The sequence below is a fragment of the Paraburkholderia hospita genome, assembly GCF_002902965.1.
In the GTDB taxonomy this organism is placed as follows: domain Bacteria; phylum Pseudomonadota; class Gammaproteobacteria; order Burkholderiales; family Burkholderiaceae; genus Paraburkholderia; species Paraburkholderia hospita.
In genome coordinates this window covers 133,626-158,804 of record NZ_CP026107.1, presented here as the reverse complement: position 1 = coordinate 158,804, position 25,179 = coordinate 133,626, and the positions used below count along the sequence as shown (strand labels likewise).

The 25,179-nt window shown below is 56.4% G+C and carries 24 protein-coding genes; 10 read left to right on the top strand and 14 right to left on the bottom strand.

The window, feature by feature from the left end; all coding sequences use genetic code 11:
- Positions 1-168 precede the first annotated feature (168 nt).
- The 3 genes from C2L64_RS33885 to C2L64_RS33875 all read right to left on the bottom strand — a co-directional run bounded on the left by C2L64_RS33885 (position 169) and on the right by C2L64_RS33875 (position 2,413).
- Positions 169-588 carry a DUF3830 family protein gene (locus tag C2L64_RS33885; protein WP_007584279.1) on the bottom strand — a complete coding sequence of 140 codons (420 nt, stop codon included), beginning with the start codon at positions 586-588 and terminating at the stop codon, positions 169-171.
- Positions 589-660: 72 nt separating this feature from the next.
- Complete coding sequence (locus C2L64_RS33880) at positions 661-1,818, bottom strand: ABC transporter substrate-binding protein (protein ID WP_256211341.1); 1,158 nt, start codon at positions 1,816-1,818, stop codon at positions 661-663.
- 304 nt (positions 1,819-2,122) lie between these two features.
- On the bottom strand, positions 2,123-2,413 hold the full coding sequence (locus C2L64_RS33875) for a hypothetical protein (RefSeq protein WP_007584277.1): 291 nt from the start codon (positions 2,411-2,413) through the stop codon (positions 2,123-2,125).
- 1,702 nt (positions 2,414-4,115) lie between these two features.
- Here C2L64_RS33875 and C2L64_RS33865 point away from each other — a divergent pair.
- Together C2L64_RS33865 and C2L64_RS33860 are read left to right on the top strand one after the other, a co-directional pair.
- Positions 4,116-4,520 carry a hypothetical protein gene (locus tag C2L64_RS33865; RefSeq protein ID WP_131542627.1) on the top strand — a complete coding sequence of 135 codons (405 nt, stop codon included), beginning with the start codon at positions 4,116-4,118 and terminating at the stop codon, positions 4,518-4,520.
- Between the two features lie 29 nt (positions 4,521-4,549).
- On the top strand, positions 4,550-5,194 hold the full coding sequence (locus C2L64_RS33860; RefSeq protein WP_007584274.1) for a hypothetical protein: 645 nt from the start codon (positions 4,550-4,552) through the stop codon (positions 5,192-5,194).
- Positions 5,195-5,617: 423 nt separating this feature from the next.
- Here the strand turns inward: C2L64_RS33860 and C2L64_RS33855 are convergent, their stop codons facing one another.
- The 4 genes from C2L64_RS33855 to C2L64_RS33830 form a co-directional block, all read right to left on the bottom strand.
- Positions 5,618-5,917, bottom strand: coding sequence for a hypothetical protein (locus C2L64_RS33855; RefSeq protein ID WP_039900806.1), 300 nt, complete (start codon positions 5,915-5,917; stop codon positions 5,618-5,620).
- A gap of 203 nt (positions 5,918-6,120) precedes the next feature.
- A complete protein-coding gene (locus C2L64_RS33850) occupies positions 6,121-6,420 on the bottom strand; it encodes a hypothetical protein (protein ID WP_007584272.1) in 300 nt (99 codons plus the stop codon).
- A gap of 985 nt (positions 6,421-7,405) precedes the next feature.
- On the bottom strand, positions 7,406-7,657 hold the full coding sequence (locus tag C2L64_RS33835) for a fumarylacetoacetate hydrolase family protein (RefSeq protein ID WP_341352430.1): 252 nt from the start codon (positions 7,655-7,657) through the stop codon (positions 7,406-7,408).
- Positions 7,658-7,670: 13 nt separating this feature from the next.
- Complete coding sequence (locus C2L64_RS33830) at positions 7,671-8,576, bottom strand: LysR family transcriptional regulator (protein WP_007584269.1); 906 nt, start codon at positions 8,574-8,576, stop codon at positions 7,671-7,673.
- A 129-nt stretch (positions 8,577-8,705) separates the two neighbouring features.
- Here C2L64_RS33830 and C2L64_RS33825 point away from each other — a divergent pair, with 129 nt between their 5' ends.
- From C2L64_RS33825 to C2L64_RS33810, 4 genes are all read left to right on the top strand, one after another.
- Positions 8,706-9,566, top strand: a complete 861-nt coding sequence (locus tag C2L64_RS33825; RefSeq protein ID WP_007584268.1) for an alpha/beta fold hydrolase — start codon at positions 8,706-8,708, stop codon at positions 9,564-9,566.
- A gap of 88 nt (positions 9,567-9,654) precedes the next feature.
- Positions 9,655-10,161, top strand: a complete 507-nt coding sequence (locus C2L64_RS33820) for a YkgB family protein (RefSeq protein ID WP_007584267.1) — start codon at positions 9,655-9,657, stop codon at positions 10,159-10,161.
- Between the two features lie 89 nt (positions 10,162-10,250).
- Positions 10,251-10,790, top strand: coding sequence for a carboxymuconolactone decarboxylase family protein (locus C2L64_RS33815; protein WP_007584258.1), 540 nt, complete (start codon positions 10,251-10,253; stop codon positions 10,788-10,790).
- Between the two features lie 219 nt (positions 10,791-11,009).
- The gene (locus C2L64_RS33810; RefSeq protein WP_236674326.1) at positions 11,010-12,029 is read left to right on the top strand and encodes an SDR family oxidoreductase; all 1,020 of its coding nucleotides are present in this window, start codon (positions 11,010-11,012) and stop codon (positions 12,027-12,029) included.
- Positions 12,030-12,082: 53 nt separating this feature from the next.
- Here C2L64_RS33810 and C2L64_RS33805 read toward each other — a convergent pair whose 3' ends face one another.
- The 6 genes from C2L64_RS33805 to C2L64_RS33775 all read right to left on the bottom strand — a co-directional run bounded on the left by C2L64_RS33805 (position 12,083) and on the right by C2L64_RS33775 (position 19,540).
- On the bottom strand, positions 12,083-13,000 hold the full coding sequence (locus tag C2L64_RS33805; protein ID WP_051058211.1) for a LysR family transcriptional regulator: 918 nt from the start codon (positions 12,998-13,000) through the stop codon (positions 12,083-12,085).
- Between the two features lie 1,224 nt (positions 13,001-14,224).
- Positions 14,225-14,551, bottom strand: coding sequence for a hypothetical protein (locus tag C2L64_RS33795; RefSeq protein ID WP_007584254.1), 327 nt, complete (start codon positions 14,549-14,551; stop codon positions 14,225-14,227).
- A gap of 107 nt (positions 14,552-14,658) precedes the next feature.
- Positions 14,659-14,973: a hypothetical protein gene (locus tag C2L64_RS33790; RefSeq protein ID WP_007584253.1), complete on the bottom strand. Its 315-nt coding sequence runs from the start codon at positions 14,971-14,973 to the stop codon at positions 14,659-14,661.
- A 597-nt stretch (positions 14,974-15,570) separates the two neighbouring features.
- Complete coding sequence (locus C2L64_RS33785) at positions 15,571-16,572, bottom strand: tetratricopeptide repeat protein (protein ID WP_007584252.1); 1,002 nt, start codon at positions 16,570-16,572, stop codon at positions 15,571-15,573.
- The gene (locus C2L64_RS33780) at positions 16,538-17,086 is read right to left on the bottom strand and encodes a TIR domain-containing protein (RefSeq protein ID WP_081498851.1); all 549 of its coding nucleotides are present in this window, start codon (positions 17,084-17,086) and stop codon (positions 16,538-16,540) included. The genes C2L64_RS33785 and C2L64_RS33780 overlap by 35 nt, the downstream gene beginning before the upstream one ends.
- 747 nt (positions 17,087-17,833) lie before the next feature.
- On the bottom strand, positions 17,834-19,540 hold the full coding sequence (locus C2L64_RS33775) for a 3-(methylthio)propionyl-CoA ligase (protein ID WP_007584251.1): 1,707 nt from the start codon (positions 19,538-19,540) through the stop codon (positions 17,834-17,836).
- Between the two features lie 285 nt (positions 19,541-19,825).
- On the opposite strand from C2L64_RS33775, the gene C2L64_RS33770 reads away from it, so the two are divergent.
- Together C2L64_RS33770 and C2L64_RS33765 are read left to right on the top strand one after the other, a co-directional pair.
- Positions 19,826-21,271, top strand: coding sequence for an IS1182 family transposase (locus C2L64_RS33770; RefSeq protein WP_007584249.1), 1,446 nt, complete (start codon positions 19,826-19,828; stop codon positions 21,269-21,271).
- Positions 21,272-21,479: 208 nt separating this feature from the next.
- Positions 21,480-21,878, top strand: a complete 399-nt coding sequence (locus tag C2L64_RS33765; RefSeq protein WP_100216018.1) for a DUF4304 domain-containing protein — start codon at positions 21,480-21,482, stop codon at positions 21,876-21,878.
- 271 nt (positions 21,879-22,149) lie between these two features.
- Here C2L64_RS33765 and C2L64_RS33760 read toward each other — a convergent pair whose 3' ends face one another.
- Complete coding sequence (locus C2L64_RS33760) at positions 22,150-22,953, bottom strand: proline dehydrogenase family protein (protein WP_322790657.1); 804 nt, start codon at positions 22,951-22,953, stop codon at positions 22,150-22,152.
- Between the two features lie 390 nt (positions 22,954-23,343).
- Between C2L64_RS33760 and C2L64_RS33755 the strand changes: the two genes are divergently transcribed.
- Positions 23,344-23,733, top strand: a complete 390-nt coding sequence (locus C2L64_RS33755) for a hypothetical protein (RefSeq protein WP_007584244.1) — start codon at positions 23,344-23,346, stop codon at positions 23,731-23,733.
- Positions 23,734-23,834: 101 nt separating this feature from the next.
- Complete coding sequence (locus C2L64_RS33750; RefSeq protein WP_007584243.1) at positions 23,835-24,983, top strand: hypothetical protein; 1,149 nt, start codon at positions 23,835-23,837, stop codon at positions 24,981-24,983.
- Positions 24,984-25,179 lie beyond the last annotated feature (196 nt).

Here is a 25,179-nt window from a genome sequence, read left to right as displayed (position 1 = left end):
CTGGCCTGCCGCGAGCTTCTTCGGCTGTAGCACGCCGCTAGCGATCTGCCATCAGCAAGGCCCGGCCTGATCGTCGTCAGACGGTCAGGCCATTCTTATTAACGCAGTCTCCCTGCCGGACAACGGTCGATCGTCATGGGAGCGATTCACGTCTTCATCGATACACCGCTAGTTGTCCGCCAGAGAAAACTCGATGTCCTGCGCGCCTTCCCACAGCACGAGTTTGCCGAACGCCTCAAGATGCTCATGGCCTTCGAGCAACGTGAAGAAGTGGTTGCCGGCAAGCTGGCCCATTTTGCTCGCAAAGATCGAGCTGCCGTAGACGAACAGGAATTCAGTTTCGCTGAATCCGCCGGGATACAGAAGGATGTCCCCGCGTGATGCGTGGCTGGTGTGATTTTCAAACGTGAGGCCGGTATCGAAGTCGCCCAACGGGATCCATACGGCTTCGCCGCTCCAGCGGGAATGAATCACTTTGTTCCTGAACGGCAGCAATTCAATGAAGCGCTCGCAGGTGCGCGGTGCCTTTTCTTCTTCCAGCCGGCCCACGAAGCGGAATGGGCCGGCGTTCACGATGATCTTCTTCATGTTGTCGTTGAGAGTCGAATGCGCGTTGGGGGGCCGCCGGTCCTTGTCGACCGGGTGAAAGTGAAAGCCGTTTCATGCGCAATTTGACGCTGTTACTGACGACTTGTCGAGCATATTGACTATAGCTTGGAGCATACGTGACAGTGTCCCGACCCGCCTTGCAGGCTTCACTAAGACGCTTCTTCTGTCGATTCGAATCCAGACGCGCGTTGCCCCCGATCGCTCTCGCCTGGATCCGTTCGCCAGCGCGCGCTGAAGCGCCCCTAGTCCTTTGCGTATGTCTTGAACGCCATCGAACAAAAGAAGTTCGAGATAGTCACTCAAGGTTTGAGTCATATCACGATAGTTCGCGAGCGCCGGCGACGGGATTGTCTGGATCTGCCGGTCACCTGCGAGTCGATCGATGACTGCAATGACGCGATTGCGTTGCTTGACGTAACGGTCTTCCGCAACGCTTTGGCGGGTACTTCCCGCAGCACCGTGTAGCACGAAATATTTTGTGAGCTCGGACGATGTCAGCGTCTCGATGACCCGCCATGCCCACCTCGCAGCAGGTTCCGGATTGCTCGCCGGAATCGCGAGCAAAGCGCCACCGAGCGGCGACACGGGCACCATGTCAGATGCGTAAGTCGGATGAAGCTGCAGTCCCACGCGCCCGCCCTGTTGCAGCAACGCGTGGCTATCGAGCACGCCGTAACGGTTCGACCAGTGGTAGCACATAGCCGCCTTCCCCGCACCGAACAGCCGGGCATTGCGCGACCAGTCCAGACTGCTCACCCGAGCAGGGGAAAATGGAATCAACGCGCGGAGGTATTCAATGACGTGTCGGCCCATCTCCGTATCGACCTGCCGGACGCCATCATCGAATTCCGCTGCGCCTTGCGCGCCGAGAATTTGCAGGAACGTTTCCGCGATCGGCAAACCCGGAGCGGCATTCCACGTAATGCCCGCACGCCCGAGGCGCGGCCGATCCATGCGCTCTGCGATACGAAGCACATCGTCGAAACAGCGAGGCGGGTCGAGTCCTTCAGCCTCCAGCAAATCCTGCCTGTACCATAGAAAGTCCACGGTGGGCTGCAGCGGAATGGCGTATAGCTTTCTGTCGAACCAGCTTGCCCCCCAAATAGCTTCGTAGAAGTCCGCTCCCGAAAAATTGCTTTCGGCCTGCAGGTTCTCGAGTTCAAGCAGATGTCCGTCCCTCGACAATTCCGCGAGCCAAGGGAACGGAATCGCAATGAGTCGTCAGCCGCGACTATCCGAACCGCTCGGCGCGCTCGAGCCCACATGCTAGGTCGCATTCGCAGTAATCTGCCTGGGTTGTCGCGGCGACGGCTACATCACCATGGCAGACAGACCGGTGTCGACCCCGGAGCGCCCCCCTACATATCGCTACAGCGGCCGTTCGCCTGACTGGCGTATGGCGAACGAACCGCACATAGCGACGGCGTAGCCACACTTACAATCGCGCTCTGCGCAATTGAAGCGTCTGGCAGCTTTGCGTTTGGTTGCGCCGGGTTGTCGGTCTTGACTGCTGTTATTTAACGGGCGAAGCGGTGCTCGGAGTCGCCAGCGTGTTGTTGACCCCGTAAGCGCTAGAGGTGGGCGTCGAGCTACTGTTCGTGCTCTGCGCACTTGGGTTCGACGAACGGGTGCCCGTGCCGCTGTCCGAGTTGGTGCCGCCAGGTGTGCCGTAGTCGCTCGTTGCCTTGGCGGCTGGCGACACGGTGCTCGGGGTCGCCAGCGTGTTGTTGCTCTGCGCATAAGCGCCGCCCGACAGCGTGAGTGCGGCGACGGCCGCGAGCAATGTGCTGCTTGTCTTGTTCATGATCTGTTCCTCCTGATTGGACTGGAAATTAGACGCAATGGTCCATTGGTATTTCTCCATGGCGTTCGTTGTATGCCACGGCTTGTGGCGACCGATCTCACGCGATCGTTTGCAGTGGCACACGTGGTGCCGACTACAGATCTCCGCTCAGCGCTATCAACGAGACGTATAAGCCAGTTCTCGGAAGGATCTACGTCCGCTAAGACCCTCGCAGATGATCGGCACTTCGTTTAGACACACGGTGCCCTGTATGCCTCAATCACTTCATGCGCTAGCCAATGAGGCTTCTCGGGCCGGTATTGCACCTCATTGAGGACGCACATCGCCCCCACAGCGCGGGATCGAGCCCGTGGCAGCCGACGACAAGTTTAGGAACGTTGTCGCTGATAATTAAGCGCATTATTCGCAAGGGTGAATTTCGATTTTCGGGGTGACCAGTAATGGACCCGAGTCTGCAGTGCGTCTCCCGGTCCGGCCTGATGAATCGCTTCGGGCGCGGATTTCATGCAACAGACTTGAATCGAGCCTCACAGGCCGCTCACTATCGCGTGGTATCAATGGCCGCTTCGTGGGGTATAGCGGCCTGCGAGTGCTTTCATGCCACGCACTTTTTCAACAGGTGGCCATACGGCGGCCGACGACTCCGGAACCATTAAACGGCTAACGACGATGCAGAGTGCCTCGCCGAAGCCACGCATGACCGGCCTTGGCTGACCATGACCGTCGCGGTCATTGATGGCCTCCATCCAGTCTGGCTTACCGGTCTTGCTTGCCGGCGAGGACACAAGCGCGTTACTGACCGTTACAGATGAGCGCGGACGGTTTCATTGCTGCTGCGTCGAGCGACTATGCTTCAAATGGCGATCTCACAGTCGGGTCGAATTGGCGAACGCAGGGGAGTCACATCATGAAGCTCGCAATCTCACTGCTGGCAATCGCTGTGGCCGTCTGCGCACCCGCGACAGCTTTGGCTCAAGCCAATGCGGGTGGCTATTACATGCCGATTCCTGCGCCACCACCGCCGGTAGTCTACCAATCCCACTATGCACCACCGGGTGCCTATGGGGCGCCGGGTACCTATGTCTATCAGTCCAATCCTCCGCCAGTCGCGTATAGAGCGCCACCCGTCGTCTATGGCTATGGCAATGGGCAGGGCGGTGGCTGGCACAGGGGCTGGGGATACCACCGCCGCTGAGGACGGACGACAGTTTGCGTTGAAGACGGCGCGCTGCAAGCGCTACGAATGGCTCCGATTGACGTCGAGTCCTCCCGTGGGCAAGACGAATCAACAATCGATGACGTCAGTCGCACACATACCTCTTCAGTCAAGCCGCGACTGCTGTTCGTGTTCCCCTTCGATCGATGCCTTTGGCTTCCGTGGTGGGAGTCGGAGGCCTCGACCCGAAGCGGTCCGTCGATCCGTCATCGAGGTAAGGGAGGCACCTTGAACCCACGCTTCATCGGCGCGCTGAAGTCCGTCGACCCGCTTCGGACTCTGGCGCCCGCGTTTCCTCAACGGCAGCTTTTGCGATGGACCTTGCCGCGCGGTAGGCGCTCCTCTATAACGTATTTTGGCTTGTTGGCGCATCCCGTCCAGATTGGCCGGGGCGGCGCGCAGGCTGGAGTTGCATGCTCAGGCGACGGGTCTCCGTGGTATGCGGCGATCCCGGAAATAACGGACGCTTAGGTTAGGGCCAAAGTGATGGGCAAAGTCCTGGTGGGATTGTGGTCGCGAGACACACACGCAAAGCGGAATTTTTCTCACGAGACGCTGATCCCTCTGGGGAAGGCCGTTTCTGCAACTAAGGAGATGGCAGCCACGCTAAGTTCAAAAGCCGCCGACGGCGTACTCTCGAGCATCTTTGTTGCGCCCGAGTTTCTGTTCACGCAGCCTCGCCAAGACAACACCGGTACAACCGCCATGACGACACTCAGGCGCGACTGGATTCTCGAGAAAATCAAGTCGATCGCAAGCAGTTGCCCCGGCATGCTCCTGATTCCCGGCACGATTGTCTTCAAGGAACGCATCACGAGTGAAACAGTCGCCGATGCGATCAAAAGCGTGCAGCAGGCCATTGCCCCGTGCGAACGCCCGTTGCAGGGGTGAAGTCGAGGAACATCCCGATCAAACCTTATATGACATATGAAGCATCGGACAAGACGACGACCGCGTCGAAAGCCCACTACGAGCAAAGCCTGGAAGAGCTCAGCCTCTTTGAAAAGAACAAGATCATCTCGGGGTCGGGAGGTATGAAGCATTCGCTCCTCATCAACAATCGGACCTATGTGTTCTTCGACCGTCAAAGGATTTTCAGTTACGGAAAGAAATCCAACATGGGCGACTACTTCGAGGATTCAGAGAAAGGAATCTATGTGCCTGGAAGGGAAGACGGCTTTACCGCGATAGGCAAGCTGAAGGTCGGCTTCGAGGTGTGCCTCGACCATAGCCTGGGCATGCTGAAGGAACATATGCAAGCCGCCGATCTGGACTTGCACGTCATTGCTTCAGCCGAGGTGCCGAACAACGCTTCAAACTGCGCGACAAAAGTGGGGGGTTTTACGATTCACGCCTCTGCCAACCCGGATTTCAGCGGAGTTTTCAAGAAAGTAACCGGGATGGGAACCCAGCCGATGACCGTATACAAGTTCGACAAAGCCAAAGATGCAACAGTGAAGGCCGAGGAGACCGTCAGAGGATGGGACAACGTCGCCCCTGAAAAGAAAGAGGTTGAGATCGATGGTGGCCCGCTGCGCTTCTATGTGATCGATTTACCGGATTGAGCGTCGCAAGCGCCGCGATCACGCTTGACCCACTCACTACCCGCTTGGGTGATGTGCGACTTAAAGTCGTTGTGTCATCCTGTATCCGCTCATGGCACCAGTCAATCTACTTGAGTAGCCGTGCCCCTCGAGTCGGCTCATACAATGCATGCCGGTTACACTCGACACCTATGTCTGGAACTCCTCGAAGGCGCGGCCGCCTTCGATGAAAGCACATTCAACGAACGGGTTTAGGCTTTTGCAAGGTGTCCAGGACTAGTTCGTAACATGCGGTGTATTCGAGCTCGCGCTATGACGTTCGAAACTGGCCGATCCCGAAAATACGAGATCGGGTCGATGACCGCGATCCATGGTTGAAAGCCAACTTCCGTACACGACCCTGAGCGGACAGTGAAACTTTTCCCAAGCGGACATTGAGCGACCTCAAGTTTCCGTCTTCGCCCTGAGCCAAGGCATTTCCTTTGCGGTCCGCCAAGCATGCCACCCAACTGGAAGATCGAACAAATCTCGAATTGAATCATCCAACTGAACGATGTTTTGCAAACTTGCCACAAGGGCATCGTTTTCTCGCGTTGGGTTAGATCGAGAGCCGTGAAATTGCCACACACCATCCTCATAGTCGTGTGACACGAACGCGATCCAATCCTGCTCGTAGAGAATGCTCTTGGTTACGATGACTGCCACGTTTGGTGGATCACCAAAAGCCCACATTTCGCCTTTCATGCGTTAGCCGCGTAGTAATTAAACAAGCTCGATTGTCGACGACCGACGCATCAATGTCGATCGACCGCTTCTGGCCGAGCTGAGCGCGATGTCGATTGACTCGGGACGACCCGGAGCGGGCATCCAGCGCACTCCAAAGCAGTCGTTGAGTCACCGCGAACAGAGAGCGATTGACGTCAATACCGCGATCTTTGCTACTCTCGCTAGGCAGACGGTCGTGGACACGGACTCCATTCCGCGCCCGTCTGCGAATGGGCCATCGTATTGTGTTCGACTATGCAAATCACGCCGAGCTCGCGCAGATCCTCAAGAATGTCAGCGATATATTGCTTCGCGGTACGTCCACCGACGGTCAACCAGTCGTCGTAGTAGAAATTTTCTGATGTGGCACGCCAATCACAGATTGCCTCGAGCGTCGTCGGTTGATTCTCAGCCTTCAGAAGATGAAGTGCCTTCAGTACGCCAATAGCCACGCTTCCGGAACGCGATTTACCTTCAATCATTGCTCACCTTGATTCAAAGAACGCATCCGCCATCGGGCGCATCAAACGCAGCGGCAGCGAGCACGGCAGTTTCATAGTGGCTTGCCTCGAAGACAAACGGCCCGGGCATGTCAAGCACATTCAAATCTCTTTCAGATGTCTGATACGCGAAGCTATGCCATAAGTAGGAAGTTGCGTCCCGCCGTACGACAGCCGAATATGCGCCACATCCAACGTCACCGCACTCGGGACAGATATACAAGAGAACCCGGCTTTCAGTTCCGCTTTGTAAAGAGATCCCGAGCAGCCTTGTCCGCGCTCTTTGGCATTCCTCGACGTAGCCATTTACAAAACAGCCCATGAAGTCGGAGTGGCCACCAGCGCGTTGCACCAGCAGCTCGAGCAAAGACCGATGGTCGATCAGGAAGTCCGAAGAGGTTCTCTCTACGCAGGTGGCTCCGTGCAAGCTGCTGGTCGCGGGTCGATGCAGTTTACGATGCCCAAGAATGTTCATGTGCGTGTACGGTTGAATTCGCTTCGCTGGATTGTCACCGGTCAGGGACTTCTTGTCGACCGACTTGTCGACGATCTGGGGGCTACCGTCGAGTGACCGAAACTGGCCGACCTCGGAAGCTCGATATCGGCACGCATGTCAAAATACTTCGAACGAACACCAGTCGGGCACAAACCCCTCGAAGACGAAAAAGTCGTCGATGTATGTCAGCCCGAGCCGTTCCAATGACCTCGTGCACTCGTCGGCCGCATCGCCTCCAAAGAACGGGCCAAGCGATATAAGGCTGTTGGATTCGTCAAAATACTTCCGCAAATTGAATTCGACCATAACCGTGGAAAGGTCGACATTCTTGGCCGCTAGCGCAGTCCGTCGGACAACGATCCCGAAATCTCTCGATACTTTCATCGTTATTGGCCAAAGGCAAAAAGGTACCGAATAATGACAGAGCTATCAGATGCGTGATGCCGCATTCGAGCACGCCAACGGGCGCCATCAACGGACTTTGCAGAACCCGACTCCCGAAGGTGTTCCTGTCGCGAGGATTTCGCCAGGAAGCAGCGTCATGTGCGTCGAGAAGTAGGCGAGCATCTCGCCGATCGAGAACAGCATGTCGCTCGTGTTGCCTTGCTGCTCTAACTGGCCATTGAACTTTGTCCACAGCCCAAGGTTCTCACCTTCGACGCTGTAGCATATTGCCCCATGCACGTTAGCCGTATCGCCAGCATTCGTAGATGCTCGCCCCACAAACGTCGACTTCTCAAAGATTTGCTTCCATCACCCGTTCTCGCAAGAGCGGAACCACGAAGTCGACGAATGTGCGCAGTTTCAGAGGCAGTCTGCGTTGCCTGTCATAGACGAGATGAAGCGGGCGTGGCTCGGGCTCGAATTTCTGCAGGACGACGCGCAACCGCTGCTGACGTACATACTCAGCCACCTGATAGGACATCGCCCGAACCAGCCCGGAGCCCGATAGCCCGGCGTCGATTGCTGCATCGATGGTGTTGACGCTCAAGCGCGGCCGTATCGAAGTTTTGATCTCCTCGCCTTCCGACCAAAAGCTCCATTGCACCGCCGCCGAAATGCTTTCGAATGAGATCACGCTATGAAGGGCGAGATCTTCCGGTTTGGTGGGCTCGCCCCGAGTGTCGAGATAGTCTGGGCTGCCGCACACGACGCGCCTGATCGAACCCAATCGCACCGCAACCAGATTGCTGTCCGGAAGATCACCCACCCGCAGCGCCACGTCAACCTGATCGTCGAGAAAATGGGTGACCCGATCGGTCAGGATCAGGCCAATCGAGACCTCCGGATACGAAGCAAGAAAACGCGTAACAACAGGCAGCACATGCAGCCTGCCGAACATGATCGGCGCAGTCACGACCAAGTCGCCTTTCGGCTCTGCATACTCTCCCGCAGCGGTTCGCTCGGCCTCGACCACCTGCTCGAGAATGGCCTTCGCCGACACCGCGTAAGACCGGCCAGCGGGCGTCAATTCGAGCCCTTTCGCCGAGCGGATGAATAGCGTTGCTCTCAGGTGCGTCTCCAGATCGGCCATCTTGCGGCTGACCGTGGCGAGCGGAACACCAAGCATCCGGCTCGCCTTCGAAAAACTCCCCGTCTCCACTGCGGCGAGAAACACCGCCATTGCATCGAGCTGGTCCATGGCCTTCCAGAAAGTGAGAGGTCGCTTTCACATTTTACGGTCTATCGCCGCTTTCCGGGAATGCACAGAATGCTTTCACGACGTCGACAGGCGGTCGAATCGAAAGCGATGCATTCCACGGAGCCAATAATGAACACGCGCACATACCATCGCGCAGTAGAAGTGAACGGTCGAAAGGTTTTCTATCGGGAAGCGGGCGACCGCAAGTCACCGACGATTCTCCTTTTGCACGGCCTGCCGACCAGCAGTCAGATGTACCGTGGCCTTATGGCGGCACTGTCGGACCGGTTTCATCTGATCGCTCCCGACTATATCGGCTTCGGTCATTCCGACGCGCCGCTGCGCAGCGAGTTCACCTATACGTTCGACAATCTGACCGTTCACGTGTCGGGGCTGATCGATGCACTCGGACTCGACTCGTACATTCTCTACATGCAGGACTACGGCGGTCTCGTGGGCTTTCGTCTCTTCACGCAGCGCCCGGAGCGCGTGAGGGGCTTCATCATCCAGAATGCCAACGCATACATCGAAGGCGTGGGCAACGCACCCAAGAACGTTCTGCTGCCGTTGTGGGAGCAACGAACTGCCGAGACCGAAAAGCCGGCACGCGAGTTCGTCAGCCTCGAAGGAACCCGATACCACTGGCTGGTCGGTGCAAAAGATCCTGAGGCCATCAATCCGGATAACTGGCTATTGGACCAGGCGCTGCTCGACCGTCCAGGCGTACAGGATTACCAGGTCGATCTTCTCGAAAACTACAAATCGAACATCGGGCTCTACCCGACCTGGCAGCAGGCATTCCGCGATCACAAGCCGAAAACGTTGATCGTGTGGGGAAAGAACGACCCGTTCTTCATTCCACGCGGCGCGAGAGCGTATCTCGGCGATCTGCCGGACGCGAAGCTCGTCTGGCTCGATGCGGGGCATTTTGTTCTCGACGAAAACTCAAGCCAGGTTGCAGCAGAAATCAAGTCGTTCTTTAGCGCTTAAGCCAGATCTTCGACTCGCATTGCAGCCTCGGATGTGTTGCGAGTGGGAGACCATTTTCCTGATTGTTTTCTTTATACGGAGTTTCATCATGGCAACGACCAATCAATCGACGTTATCGGAGTTCGCAGTCGCCGAACGAGCCTCAGGGGCATACGTATCGCAGGCCGTATTGCGATGGTCTCTGGTTATCGTGTTCCTGTGGTTTGGCGGCATGAAGTTTACGAGTTACGAGGCGCATGGCATTGCCCCGTTCATCGCCAATAGCCCGATCATGAGCTGGCTGCACGTGGCATTCGGCATCCAGGGTGCAAGCTATGTGATCGGTACGCTGGAGCTTTCCACGGCAGTTGCACTTGCCGTCGGCGCATTCGTTCCTGTTCTCTCTGCGCTCGGCGCAGCGATGTCGGCAATGACATACCTGATCACGTTGACTTTCTTTGTCACAACGCCGGGGGTAGCTGAGGCAACTGCTGGTGGCTTCCCCGCAATTTCCGCGCTGCCAGGTCAGTTTCTGCTCAAGGATCTGGTACTTCTCGCGGCATCGCTCAACCTTCTGGTGACGTCGTTACCGCGCCTGTTTGCGAAGACACGTTGACTGATTCCTGACGCCGTGCAATCCGGTTCGTCGCGCGGCATTTGAAATGCACTTTCAATTTTCTCAACCGAAGCAAAAGGAGTATGACCATGACGACCATCAATGTCCCCGCACGTGAAGAAGTTTCCCCCGCTAACCAGGCGATATTCGACAAGCTCAAGAGTAGCCTTGGCATGGTGCCCAATTTATATGCGACGCTGGCTCATTCGGAACACGCGCTCGGCAACTACCTGGCATTCCAGAACGCGAAGAGTTCAATCGTCGGCAAGGCGCGCGAAGTTGTGAACCTTGTCGTCAGTCAGGTCAATGCGTGTGAGTATTGCCTCGCAGCGCATACGGTCATCGGCAAAATGAATGGGCTTACGGATGAACAGATCCTCGAGGTCCGCGCGGGCACGGCAAGCTTCGACGCGAAACTGGATGCACTGGCACGGCTGACGCGTAATATCGTCCTGAACCGCGGCCATGCCGACACAGCACTGGTGGACGCTTTCTTTGCGGCCGGCTGGGCAAAGGCGAACCTCGTGGATGTCATCGTGCTCATCGGCGATAAAACGGTGACCAACTATCTGCATGGAACCACGCAGGTTCCGGTGGATTTTCCGGCTGCGCCAGCGCTTCCGGTTTGATCGTAACGATGGTGACCGTGGGCTGCCCAAAAGGCCCACGTCACCCTGCGGTCGGTCTGCCTGACAGGCTGCCACGCCCCGTCACGTGCAGAATTCACTGCCGGCTCAGTGCTCGCGCTTCAGCGCGACGGACTGAGCCAGCTTTTTGCTTTTTTTGGCGCATTTGCAACCATCGCAGTCCCTGCGCATGCTTGGGTCATTTAACCGAATTCCGGTTAGATGTTGCGCTCATCCAGTGGATTCTCGATTGCGTTTGAAGCGGGCATGATTAGTCACATGCAACAACGTGCATCGCTTGAAGACGGAAGAAAAAACTCTGTGATTCGCGCATATACGTTGCCTTGCTGGATGTTTGTAGCGTGGACCCCTATGCCGCCTGACGAGTCCGAAGACATGCCGAAAGCATTAACGGCCGTTCGCGGTTCAACCGGGCGGAAAGGGAAAGCAACGACCTACTCTGTTTGCTTTCGAAATTTCTCAAAGGAGATTGAAATGAAGCTGAAAAACAAGGTTGCATTCGTGACGGGCGGCACATCGGGCATCGGCCTGGAAAGCGCAAAACTCTTCGTGGCGGAAGGCGCAAAAGTGGCTATCGTCGGCGTGAATGCTGAACGATTGAAGGCAGCCGGCGACGAACTGGGCAGCGACGTGCTGCTCGTGCAGGCTGACGTACGAAAGGTTGCCGATATCGAGCGCGCAGTCCAGGAGACGGTGTCGAAGTTCGGTCATCTCGATGTCGTTTTCGCCAACGCCGGTGCAAGCACCGTGGCGCCGCTCGAAGCTGTCACGCCTGAATACTTCCACGACAACGTTGCACTGAACTTCGCAGGCACATTCTTCACGATCCAGAAGACGGCACCGCACGTTCGCAAGGGTGGCAGCATCATCGTGACGACTTCGTTCCTCACTGCGATGGGCAAGCCCGGTCTTTCCGTACTCGCAGCGACGAAGGCAGCTGCCCGCTCTCTTGTGCGGACACTTGGCGCCGAACTGGCACCGCGAGGAATCCGCGTCAACGCGGTCAGCCCGGGCGCAATCGCTACGCCGTTCTACGGAAAGATGGGACTCAGTGAAGCTCAACTTTCGGACGTCGCAGCCGGGCTACAGGAGCAGATCGGCCTGAAGCGGTTCGGGGAGCCGAAAGAGCTCGCACATGCTGTGCTCTATCTCGCCAGTGACGACTCCTCGTACACCACAGGCTCCGAACTGGTCGTCGATGGTGGTTTGACAGAGTTCTGAGGATAGACGTCTCCTCAAGCGCTCGCACATGGCTTTATCGGAAGCGCTCTGTCTTATCTGTCCATCTGGCCAAGGTCAGACAGAGCTTCCCGTAACTTCGGCACAGCGAAATCTATAAACCGGCGCACTTTAAGTGCCATCATGTTTCTGGACACATGAACGAGATGCACTGGCACAGGTTCGACCTCGAACTCTCTCAGGATGCACGTCAGCTGCCGGGCTTTCACAGCATTCGCGACATCGTGCTCCAATAGCATGGTCGCTCCTACACTTTCAATAGCCGCATCCGCTGCTGCATCAGGAGACGACACCAACAGTCGTGGCACTAACTCCAACGTAGCGGTATGGCCTTTCGCATTACCACGAAAGCGCCACGGAGAAAGGTATGGGCTATCGAACACCACACATGGAGTCGCGTGGAGATCTTTGGGCGACTGCGGCGTGCCATGCTTCTTCAAGAAAGCCGGGCTTGCTACGCAGACTACGCGCAACGAGCCCACTTGCGTCGCTATCATGCTGCTGTCGCGGAGCCTGCCGATACGCACAGCAACGTCGGCGCGAGCATCGACCAGGTCGACGTTCCGATCCGACTGAAGCAGCTTGATCCGAATGTCAGGATGAAACTCAAGAAACTGGCTGATAACTGGTAGAACCCGCAAACGCGCCACCTGAACCGGTGTTGTCACGACCAGCTCGCCGCGTGGCGCTATGAACTCACCAGCGGCGTGCCGCTCCTGTTCATCCACTTGCTCAAGAATTCGGCGTGCCGCCGAAACGTATTCGGCTCCCGGCTCAGTTAGGGTCAGTTTTCGTGTCGTTCGAACGAGGAGTTTTGTTCCAATTAATTCTTCGAGGTCATTCACGCTTCGCGTTAGCGTACTGACAGGAATCTGCAAGTTCCGCGCAGCGGCAGACAGACTTCCTTTCTCGACAGCACACAACAACATCGCCATAGCTTCAAGTCGGTCCAAGTGACCTCCGCGACACCGGGAAAAGGAATTATATTACCTGCTGCGTGACGTGCCACGCAGCACCGACCGCATGCGGACGAAGTAATTGTGCCCACTCCCGCCTGATTGCTGAAAACGAGATGTTGTGCCCATGTCGAGCTTGGATTTTTTACGTTCGACGTGAAACTCTGCGACCACACCCGGGCTGCTGGATTACCCCCTCACACACTCAACTAGTGACACGGCATCGCCCTCCTATCTCTGGCGAAAGTTCTGGCGAGTGCAAATCCCTGACGGTCGGAACTCGTGTTGGATGGGCCGTGCACTATGCCAGGACACCTAGCTGCGTTTCAGCGGCCGGCATCCCCACTGCAGTCCGCAATGCCACGCCGTGTGATTGAGTATCGAGAAGCGACCCTCCGAATCGAATGGCCGGCTTGAGTACAACCGACGCCCCTTCAAAACGAATTATGCTTTTTAGCCCGAACACGGCTCGATGCGCCCCTGCTGTTTCAGCATAAGACAGGTTGCGTCGGGCAGAGACCGACCCACTCCGGACAGACAGCGCTGCCCAAACCGGTCAGTCAGCGAAATTCACATCTTGAGGACTTGAATGCCGGTTATCGGCCGTTGGCGACCTCACTCAATCGGCGGGGAGTGGTCAGTCGACACGGCAGCCAAGATCGCTAACAATCGATTGCTATCATTTGTAAACAAGGCATTGAACAACATGGAGCTATGCTCTTGAATCAAGAAATCACGCTGAATGTTCGGCACGACATTTCGGAGCAAGAATGGGCCAAGGTTGGGGCTGTCTACAGGTCGATGGATGGCTGGATAGGCGATAAGGACGGGCCGGCTTGGTACGGGCGGGAGGGTGATGCCAGGCACATATGGGCCTCAGTCGAGCCAGGAGGTATCCAGTTCTGCGGCGAAGTCGAAACGCCGATATGGATTGGGTGGCTCACCGTCTTGTGTGCAAGACTGAGTCTTGCCCTTGGTCGCGAGGTGCACGACGCCGAAATGTAGATCGGTGGCGTGTTCATTGGCGGGAGTTTGACGGTCCGCTTCCAGAAAAACCGAGTGTCCCTTACGGGTCGTCCTGAGTCCATCCGTGCTTCGAACTCATCGCCGCAAAGCGGTTATTGGTATTTCGCTCCCCGAAACTGGCCGGTCGTCAACGGTACTCCCGACCCGGAGCGGTCGGCCGGGCCGGTACATAGCGGACATTCAAATTGACGCGATCTATTGTGGCACGACGGTTTTGTATGTCCAACCGCGCACCCGTGTCAGTCGTTCATCATACCGTTGCTGCCTATCAAGCAACTGCATGCTCAAAGCTGCCATACCCATAAATTCAAGAACCCGCCAATTGGCCTGATCGCCTTTCTCGAACGCCGCCTCAATCGCATCTAAAGCTAACTCGAATTCGTTGTGACTTAAGTACGCTTCGAACTCGTCAAGTTCGTCGGCACAGACTCCCTCTGCATTTTCTGAAAGGTTGGCCCTCGCTTCGCGAAGGTATTCTTCAATTTTTCGCCAGCTTGTACCGTAGTCGTGAACGCTTGCCATCTGAGGAGATCGTCAAATCGACGCTAGTTGTCGTCGGCCTTCGCTGCAGCATCGAAGGGACATATGTTGCTAATTTTTGCCTATTTCGATGCCCCGGATTTCGGGGATTAATCGCTAGAGTCCGATCTGACCCATTCAGCATTTTCGGCATCGAAGGTATAACCGGCGGTCGACATCACGCTCAGTTGGTACAGTTCATCTTTCTCATCGGTCATCGCCAACCACGCAGTCGGTCGAACGCCAAAGACTTCCTCAGCATCGCGCTTGGCCTCGGTCACAGTCGAGTACCAGTGATCGCCTTCAACTTGGCGCTTCGCAAACGAGAAGTAACGAATGAGCAAAACACCATCCGTCAGCCCAAGGATCAGGACCGACTCTATGTCCGGCAATTCCTGAGAGTTAGCCTTCGCCCACAATCGCATCGCTTCCTCGATAGTTTTGCTTTCCCACCAATTGTCGGCGATCTAAACGTCGATGTCGAATGACCGGTTGTGGCCGGTCGAGGTCGTCTTCCAGTTAGGCTTACCGAGGTTTCATCCGGCTTCGCTCAATGGCCGGTTTGCAGCGGGCAAATTACAGAGGGCACTGCCTCGATGCGGCCAATAGTTGCCTTTCGCGCAACTCAGAAAGCCGTCGTTCAACTGGCCGATTCACTTCGGAACCTGTCGGTTACCCGATGGAAGCGTGTCGGCCATACCTGACCTTCAGGTATCGCGTCCGTCAGGCGGCAACGAGTCGCTTTGCCGACGTTCGCACTACGGCGGCGGCGAACGTCAGCGTTCACTACAAGCGAAAGCGTACTCTCGACCCGTTTGAGTCACTCAGCCGACTCCCAATTAGGACCATATAATGAGCGACGCTGGTGGTTTTAGAGCGCATAAATTTAGGTGGCCGGGCGACCGCCTCTGACAGAGCTTGGAAAACAGTTCCCTTTACTTTCCCAATCCAGCACAGATCAATGACCCTTGCGACTGTCGAATAGGGTGACTCCCGTTGAAAGAGTCCCCCATTCAGAATCTTTATTGGTTGGGTGTTGACGCTCCCATTAAAAGTGCGGACAAGCCTTGACTTAACGCTAAGGCATTTGCGCGCACTTTTTCGCGTTCACTTTCATATTCTTGAAAGAGCAGCTTTCCTTCTAGTTTCTTCTTTTGCGCAAGCTTTTCTTCTTCTTCCTTTTTCTTCAGTGCGCTCGCCATGCGGTCAAAGGCGTATTGCGAGTTTTCGTCTATTTTCATAGCACGCTTTAAATGCAAGATTGCCTCGGTCGGTAAGCCTTTGTTGGTCAGCAGATTTCCGATATTTCCAGCTATCCAGCTTGCCTCTCCTTTTGCCAATTCATCTGCCTGCTTGTAGGCAGCTAAGGCTAAGTCGTATAGTTCCAAGCCAAGACAGGCGTTGCCAAAATATCCCCAATACTCGGAATTTTTCGGAAAATCATATTTCAACGATGAGAGTAAATAAAACGAAATTTCATATTTATTTTTTTCTATTGCCAGTAATGCAAAGTGAAAGCGCATCCGCTCGTGAGAAGGTTGCAGTTCAAGCGCCTTGTGCAGCACGTCCATCGCTTCATCGAATTTCCCGTCGGTTTTATAGATGTCCGCGACCATCAACGCAAATTCAGGGTTTTCGGCATTTTTCTGGCTGGTCAGAAGCCCGATCGCTTCTTGAGGATGCGCCGAGGCAACGTGGCATTCTGCGAGTGCCTTTACCACACGTGAGTCTGCTGCAATTTCTGAACTAAGCCTAGAATGGAGCGCGATTGCATCCGCGTAATGCTCTTCCCATGTTAGAAACGACATTGTAAGAGACTGAACGGAAGCGTCCGCGGGATTGTCGGCGGCAAATTTTAAGAGCGTACCAAAACCTTGATCGCGGTCTTTTTTAACATCGATGTACAATAACCATGCTTGAAGACCGCTTTTCTTGCTGTCTTCAGCTTTCTCTATTTGCGCCGATAATTTGGCTTTCGCTGAATCGAAATCATCGGTGTAAAAATGGTAAAACCAACTTTCCAAACTTTCTTTTTTGCGCGGGCTGTTTTTCGGGCTCGCTGGATTGTTCCTTCTCCGGGTTCGCCAGTCCGAGTTTTTCTATCTGAAGTCTTATTTGATGGCAAACCGGTCCCGTTGCTGCTTGCAAACTGTTATCTTGACGATTGGGGTCAAATTTTCCGGGCGTGACACCTAGTAAGTCGGTAGGGATGTGAATATCTGATTTTTCTGGAACAATAAAGAATACGCGTTCGCGACCGAGCTTGCCAATAAATAGGCCCATTTCAAATAGAACGTTATCCCGAACTGCGGAACTACTGTTTCCGCGCATGCTGACAATATCGTCGGGACTAAAAACGAAGATTCCGAAATCTACTTCGTTGAGAACGGTTGTAAGAGATTCAATCGTAGTAGATGAAAGATTGAATATTCCCTGATCCCATACGGTCGGTTCTACTTGATGAACAAGGTTTTGTTGGACTGCGTATGCAACGCTCAGCCCTTCGACGGATGACCCTATAAACGCCCGTGGCTTCATATTAGAGTGCTCGTTAGTGGTTTCGACATAACGGCGGGTTTGTGCGGATCGCGGCTTATCCCGCTAATCTGTGTATTTTCGCCAGTCTGTGAGAATACTACGATGCCGCACGAAGACTTGCAGCTAAAAATAGCCCGTGCCGTCGAATCCGGCCCAGATATGCGTGTGCCGCAAGACGAATCCGGCTGGTTGGATGTGGCATTCGGTCGGTTCGTTGGCTATGTAAAGCTTGGCGTGCATGAGATTATCCGGCGCGGCGTAGCTGGTCTTGAAGACCGCGTGCGGCTTATATTCGAAGTGAGCAGGGTGCGGTATCCCAGCCGTAAGGGAGGAGGGCCAAAGCTGGGAGTACCTTTGCGTGTCCGTCTGGCGGCTATTGCAATCTTAGGTGACAAAGTAGTCTCCACCACTCGTTTGGTGGGGACTACTCTGTCCACTTTGGCGCCATCGGTCTAGACGGTGCGCGAGCAACGCTTACGCAAATACCTGTTGGGCCATCACGATTTCTGAGTTCGAGGCTACGCCGGAACGAACGGCGGCAAAGCGCCGTTGAGTTGTCTCACAGTCGCCGACACTCCGACGTCCGATAAGGCCGAGCACTTGCTGGAGGGTTCGCACGCTAGTGGCCGCTGTACTCCGAAACGCGCCGCACCGGTCGCAGCATGCCGATTGGCAGCAACGGGTCGGCTAGGGCCGGTTGCACCAAATGGCGGTGCGGTGGCGATCCCTTTGACAGCCTCCTTCCGATTATTCCGCCGCAGGTTTCGACCCGGAGCCTCCGGTTGCGCGCTCGTCGGCAAGCGGACAGTTCTCAACTTCGAGCGCCGACGGCAGCACGTGATCGCAGAACTGCTCGCGCAGCTTCAGTTTGTGCAGCTTGCCAACGGCCGTATGCGGCAATTCGTTGACGAAGACAACGTCATCTGGCATCCACCACTTCGCGACCTTGCCCTCGTAGAACGCGAGCAGTTCGTCGCGCGTGACCTCCGCGTCCTTGCGTTTGACGACGACGAGCAGCGGCCGCTGCAGCCACTTCGGATGGGCGCAGGCGATGCAGGCCGCCTCTGCGACGGCCGGATGCGCGATCGCGATGTTCTCGATTTCGATCGAACTGATCCACTCGCCTCCCGACTTGATCACATCCTTGCTGCGGTCGGTGATGCGCATGAAACCGTCCCGGTCGATAGTGGCCACGTCGCCGGTTGGAAACCAGCCGTCGATGAGCGGCGAGTCATCCTTCTGGAAATACCGCTTGATCACCCACGGACCGCGCGTGTGCAGTTCGCCGAACGCGACGCCGTCCCACGGCAGATCGCGCCCATCGTCGCCGACGATCTTCATGTCCACGCCATAGATCACGTGCCCCTGCTTTTCGCGCAGCCTGCGCTGCTCGTCTGGCGGCCGCTGTGATTGTTCCCAGTTGAGTTTTGCGAGCGTGCCGAGCGGTGACATCTCGGTCATGCCCCATCCGTGAATGGCTTCGACGTCGTATTCCTCGAAGGTGCGCAGCATCGCCGGCGGGCACGCGGACCCGCCGATCACCGCGCGTTGCAGTGACGACAACCGCAAGCCCGCTTCCTTCATGTAGTTGAGCAGGCCAAGCCAGACGGTTGGCACGCCGGCGGAATACGTGACGCGCTCCGCCTGCATCAGTTCGAACAGGGATTTTCCGTCGAGATCCTTGCCCGGAAGGACGAGTTTCGCGCCCGTGAGCGGCGCGGCATGCGGCATGCCCCACGCGTTCGCATGAAACATTGGCACGGCAGGCAACACCGAGTCGCGCGCCGATAGACACATCGCATCCGGCAGCGAACCGGCGTACGCGTGCAGCACCGTGGAGCGATGCGAATACAGCGCGCCCTTTGGATTGCCTGTCGTGCCCGAGGTGTAACAAAGGTACGATGCCTGGCGCTCGTCGAGGAGTGGCCAGTCGAATGCGCCGTCGTGCGGTTTGAGCAACGTCTCGTAGCTGATGAGCGGTGTGGGCGTCTGCAGCGCAGGCAGATGTGCGTCGTCGGCAAGCGCGATCCACCCACGCACCTTCGGGCAGCGGGGCACAAGGCAATCGATCAGCTGCGCGAACGTCGTATCGAACAGCACGTAGCTGTCATCGGCGTCGTTGATGATCCATGCGATCTGTTCGGGGAAGAGACGGGGGTTGATGGTATGGCAGACGGCCCCGAAGCCCGTCGTGCCGTAATAGGCTTCCAGATGGCGGTAACCGTTCCATGCCAGCGTGCCGATCCGCTCGCCCGGCTGCACCTCCAGCGCGATAAGCGCCTGCGTCAGTTGCTTCGCGCGCTTTTCGCAGTCGCGATACGTGTAGCGATGCACATCGCCTTCGATGCGCTTTGACACGATCTCGGTCGTGCCGAAGTGACGTGACGCATGGGCCAGCAGCGAGGAAACCGTCAGCGGCACGTCCATCATCTGTCCGAGCAGCGGTGTCGTCATAGCCGAGTCTCCCTACTATTGTCGGGAACTCGGAATCGCGTAAGAGTGCTAGGAATATCGGGCATGGCACCCGCCCGGCAGCCGAGCCTTCCGGCTATTCAACATAGTTGAGGCCTGCGAGTGTTGCAAATAGATAAGATGGATATTGCTAAAGTCTCCCGACTGTAGCACCCGCAATCCGCGCACGGAGACTAGCCACGCGCATGTCAGACCGTAGTCGGCCGAGCCTGTGTGAAAACGCACTCATCGCCTAAACTGAATCAACTCATTGATACCGGGTGACTCATGAAGCGATTCGTTGAAGGCGATGACCGCAAACAGGTCGCACTACTTCCCGAATGCGTCGACGATTACATAGGACAGGACAATCCGGTCAGAATCATAGATGTCTTCGTCGACAAACTGGACCTTGCGGAACTTGGTTTCAACGGCGCTACGCCGGCTGTCACGGGGCGCCCGTCCTACCACCCGGGCGTGGAGCTCAAGGTCTACATTTACGGCTACCTGAACCGGGTACCTTCCAGTCGGCGTCTTGAGCGCGAATGCCAGCGCAATATCGAAATGATGTGGCTGACAGGACGTCTGGCACCAGACTTCAAGACGATCGCAGACTTTCGCCGCGACAACGGCGCGGCGATACGGAACGTATGCCGGCGTTTCGTCGAACTATGCCGCGGTCTGAAACTGCTATCTGCCGATACGGTGGCCATCGACGGCAGCAAGTTCAAGGCTGTGAACAGCCGGGGCAGGAATTACACGGCGGGCAAGATCGATAAGCGTCAGCAGCAGATTGAGGAAAGCGTTCAGCGATACCTCGACGCGATTGAAACCGCAGACCGAACCAGTCCAATTGGTGTCGATGTGAAGACTGTGCGGCTTTACGAGAAGATCGCCCGTTTGCGCCAGCAGATGCGTGAACTCGAGCAGATCAGAGCGCAGTTGAAGAACCAGCCCGACAAACAGTTGTCACTCACGGATCAGGATTCCCGTTCCATGACCAGTGATGGCAGGAGAACCGGAACGGTCGGCTACAACGTTCAGACTGTCGTGGACACGAAGCATCATCTGATTGTCGAGCACGAGGTGACCAACGTCGGAAACGATCGTGGTCAACTCAGCAAGATGGCCGTGTCAGCGAAGGAGGCGATGGGCAAACCAGGACTGAAGGTGCTGGCTGATCGAGGCTACTACAGCGGTCCTGAGATCCGCTCGTGCGATCTGGCCGGCATCACAGCGTATGTCCCCAAACCACTGACCTCGGCGTCGAGGAAGAAGGGCCTCTTTACAAAGCGCGACTTCGTCTACGTCGCAAAAGACGACGTGTATCGATGCCCAGCCGGCGAACGCGCCATTCATCGATTTAACACCGTCGAAAATGAAATGAATCTGCGAGTGTACTGGCCCAGCGCTTGCCCGCGCTGCCCTCTCAAGGCGCGCTGTTCGCCCAGCGACTATCGCCGCATCCGACGATGGGAGCATGAACATGTACTGGAAGCTATGCAGCGTCGGTTGGACCGGAGTCCTGAGGCAATGACCGTACGCAGAAGTACTGTCGAGCATGTCTTCGGAACGCTCAAGCACTGGATGGGTTCCACGCACTTCCTGACGCGGACGCTTGGGCGGGTGAGTACCGAAATGAGTCTCCAGGTACTGGCCTACAACCTTAAGCGAGTCATGAATATACTTGGGGTTGCGAGGACGACGAAGGCGATGAGGATGGCTGGAAGCTGAGGCCCTGAGGGGTCGTCTTGCGATCGGTGATGTCGGGAACATCGCCCGGTCTACAAAACACGCTCGAGCAGGCCAAGCAAACTCGCCTTAACGCGAAAAAGTCGTTTCCACACGGCCTCGGCCAGTTGCGGACGCTCGCATCGAATCCCGACATTGAAGACCATCCGAGTTATAACTGGTTCAATCTAACAAAGCACTAACATTGACCATGAGCCGTGAAGAAATGACCTTGCAACTAAAGGCGCAGTTCGTCCCCGCACTTCGCCGGTTGGGATTCAAAGGAACCCTGCCTCATTTCAGAAGACAACGTGAAAACAGGGTTGACCTTCTTACAGTCCAGTTCGACCGCCACGGTGGAGGCTTCGTTGTGGAAATAGCTTCGTGTGGCGTCGAGGGCTTCACCACCCATTGGGGGAAATTCATCCCTGCTGCGACCCTGACGGCGCACGACCTTCACCCGAGCCAACGTCACAGATTGGGCTCGCCCGGGCCCGATACCGACAACTGGTTCAGATTCGACCAAGGTGTCTCCCCGACGGTGGTTGCGGAACGCGCGTGCGCTCGCCTCGATGAGGCAGAACGTTGGTGGAACACGCAGACGACGTAGTCTGCCGAGAAATTGTGAATAAAGACCTGTGTGTGGAGGCGTTTGAATGACCGTTCCGTGCTTCATCGACGGTCCGCTCAGGGTCGGGAGTGCGCGTTGACGACCGGCCGGTTTCGGGGAGCGAAATACCAATGACCGCTTTGCGGCGATGAGTTCGAAGCACGGATGGACTCAGGCCGACCCACATCGGCCGACCGGACTTCTCCAAAGCAGCCGTTCGACCGGGACCGATGATCTGGTCGGTCCCGATCCTCGGGACGTGCTGTAACTGCTAGCGAGTCCGATCGCGACGTATCATCGCCGACAGGATATATCCGGCGATTCGTGGATTCTCCTTGATTCGCCGAGTGCTGTAGCCATACCAGTCATGCCCGTATGGCACATAGACGCGCACGTTAAATCCTTGCGCAAGCAAAGCGTCACGCAGCGGTTCGCACACCCCCAGTAACATCTGGAACTCGAATCGTGACCTGTCGATTTGCTCGCGTTGCAGCCAGTTGCTCACAGCATCGATCAATTGTGCATCGTGCGTTGCAATGCCGACAAATGATCCCGCCTGAATAGCGGTCGAAACGTGCCGAACGAAGTGTGAGTTGATCGTGGCCCGATCCGTCGACGCGCCCTCGACAAGATGCTCCTTCGCCTCCGCGTAAATCCCCTTGCAAATACGCATGCGACTCTTGCGTGCGTGCAATGGAACTATGTCATCGTTTGTGCGCGTCAAATATGCTTGTAGTGCGATTCCGACTGGATGCCCGTCGGATTCAAGCTTCAAGAACGCATCGAGCGTTTTCTGGGTGCAACTGATGTCTTCCATGTCGATGCACGCGCTGATCCCGTGCGATGCTGCCGCTCGCAGAATCACCGAGACTCGCGCCATGCAAGCGTCTTCGTCGAGATGCAACCCCAGCGCGGTCAGCTTTATCGACAGCTCGGTGGGCTCATTTTGAGCGCCGAGCGTCTGGACGAGATTGAGATATTCGCGAGTCATCGACTCTGCCTGATCCGACGACGACGCGGTCTCGCCCAACACATCGACGGTTGTTCTGAGGCCTGCTGCGTGGAGCGCGTGGATGCGCGTGCGGGCATCGCATAGCGTTTCGCCAGCGATGTAGCGGCGCGCGATCTTACGGATCAGGGAACGGGGAATGAGCGGGCCGATAAATTCCGCACGAAGGTCAGCATCGCGCGACCATTAGACAGTGACAACAACGAAACAACCTGCCGACTGTACGGACGGCCATTTGAATCAGGATGCAAAATTCGAATGGCCGGTTTGCCCCAATCAAGGGTCAACCGTTACATGAACGTGATCGGCCGCTTGTGGCCGGTCACCGCCTGACGAAGTCGGTTCCGATCGACCCTGAAAAGCCCTTCAGATTTACCAATCGCGGCCGTTCAACAAATAAGATCAACGCGCTGGCAGAATGCCCCGTTCTCGACTCTCTTCGAAGTAGATCCGCCAATGAAATTTGACATCGAGGGTAAAGCGGGCATCCCAGCGCCCACACCGGCTCAAATTAGCCGCGCGATCAAATCGTTGCGAAGCTATGGACCGTCATCCTATGCGTCTTTGACAGATAACTTCGGCAATTACGTGCAGGTTGCAGGCGGCGGCGTCACCTGCATGATTGAGCATTTCAAAATTGACGGGGGAAGGCGCTGGAGAGCGTCCCATGACAAGCCCAGCCCAGTGCGTCCAGATGGCACGATTCTAGTGTTCCGCGCGGGCAACATTCCCATGCGATCGGATGAATGGTTCATGTCCGACCAGGTAGTGGAAATTTTTCTGGCATTCCTGAACGGCAAGCCCTTTCCGTCATCAATTTACTGGCGGCCGACCCACGGGTTTTAACCCCGACGTCCGCTTGATGCGTACCCGTCGCCACCTGTTCGGTCACCGTCACGCTGTATCATTGCCTGCCCAGTAGCCCGACCGACCTCAGAAAAAGAACAATGAATCTCTTTACGAAAACTTTCGGAACCCGGCCGCCTTCGACCGTCCCAGCGCAAACGGTATATCTCAGGCCGGGCGAATCAATGCCCTTGCGTACAGCGATCGAAATTGTCTCCACAACCATAGACAGTGAATTCGTTGCACTAAGCATGTCGCACTATTCGGGCTACGTCAGGGAGGCGGCTATTGGGCGCGGTGTCGAACTTGGCAGCAGTACATTTCTGGCATCGATTGTTGACCGCTTGAACGATTGGGTGCCAGAGGTCCGAAATGCTGCAAAAAGAGCCTTGCTCACGCTTCTGGCGACTGTCCCCGCCGAGTGTTTCGTGTCGATACTTCCACGACTTCGCAGCCTCATGTCGGCCACGCGCACGGATCATCGATCGTGGCTTTTTGATTTTGAACAGCGATTGGTGCAGGCGGGCGGAACTGAGGCTATCGTCCAGGCGATAACCGGGACTGATTTTCATCTGCGGCGCGCGGCGTATTTTTCGGCGATAGATCATCGACTCCTGTCAGGTTCGGAGATCGTAAAGCGCGGCTTGCTTTCTGGTGACATCGTGCTTGCAAAGCGCGCAGTGGCTCTTCTCGACCACCTACCGATTCACGAGCGGGGCCCAAGCGTCGCTATTGCCGCAGCATCGCCGTTTGGGCCAGTTCGATATGCGGCATTCAAGCTCACGGTAGCCGATACGCTGAATCCCGATAACGAGCCATTCGTATGGCGCACCCTGTTTGACTCGCAAGGTGGCCTGCGGTCCGCCGCGGCCCGGTTGCTAACGGCGAACGGACGAGATGTTGCCGGACGCTGCAGCGCGCTGCTCGATGCCGAAGCGCTGACTGTCGCACAAACTCGCGCAGGCTTATCGCTTCTCGCCGAAGTCCGCGCACCAAACACCGTGGCGATGCTAGCTAAATTCGCCCGTGATGCACGCTCGCAAATTCGGGCACATGCCTACCTGCTGCAGGGTAGAGTTTCGCCTTCGCTCAACGACGAGATTGCGGCACGGGCGCTCCTCGATCCGGCGAGAAAGGTCCGAAAGGTCGGAGTTCGCCTGTGCACGCGTGGAGCGTTCGTTTCCTTGGAACACATCCGTGCAATGATAATTCAGCGCAGGGATCGTCACGCTGCGTTAGCGGTCTGCTAGAGGGATCAATGGGATAGCGTTGCATGCATCGCGCTCATTGCGGAACTCGAGATGCCGTCCGACGACCGAGATGAAAACCTGCGCAAGGCGTTGTACAAATGGATCAGCAACCCTGTCTCGTCGTGGACGAAGCCCGGTGTACAGCATCGGAATATCCTGTCGACGCCAATGGCGCAAAGCCGTCTGATTGAGCTAG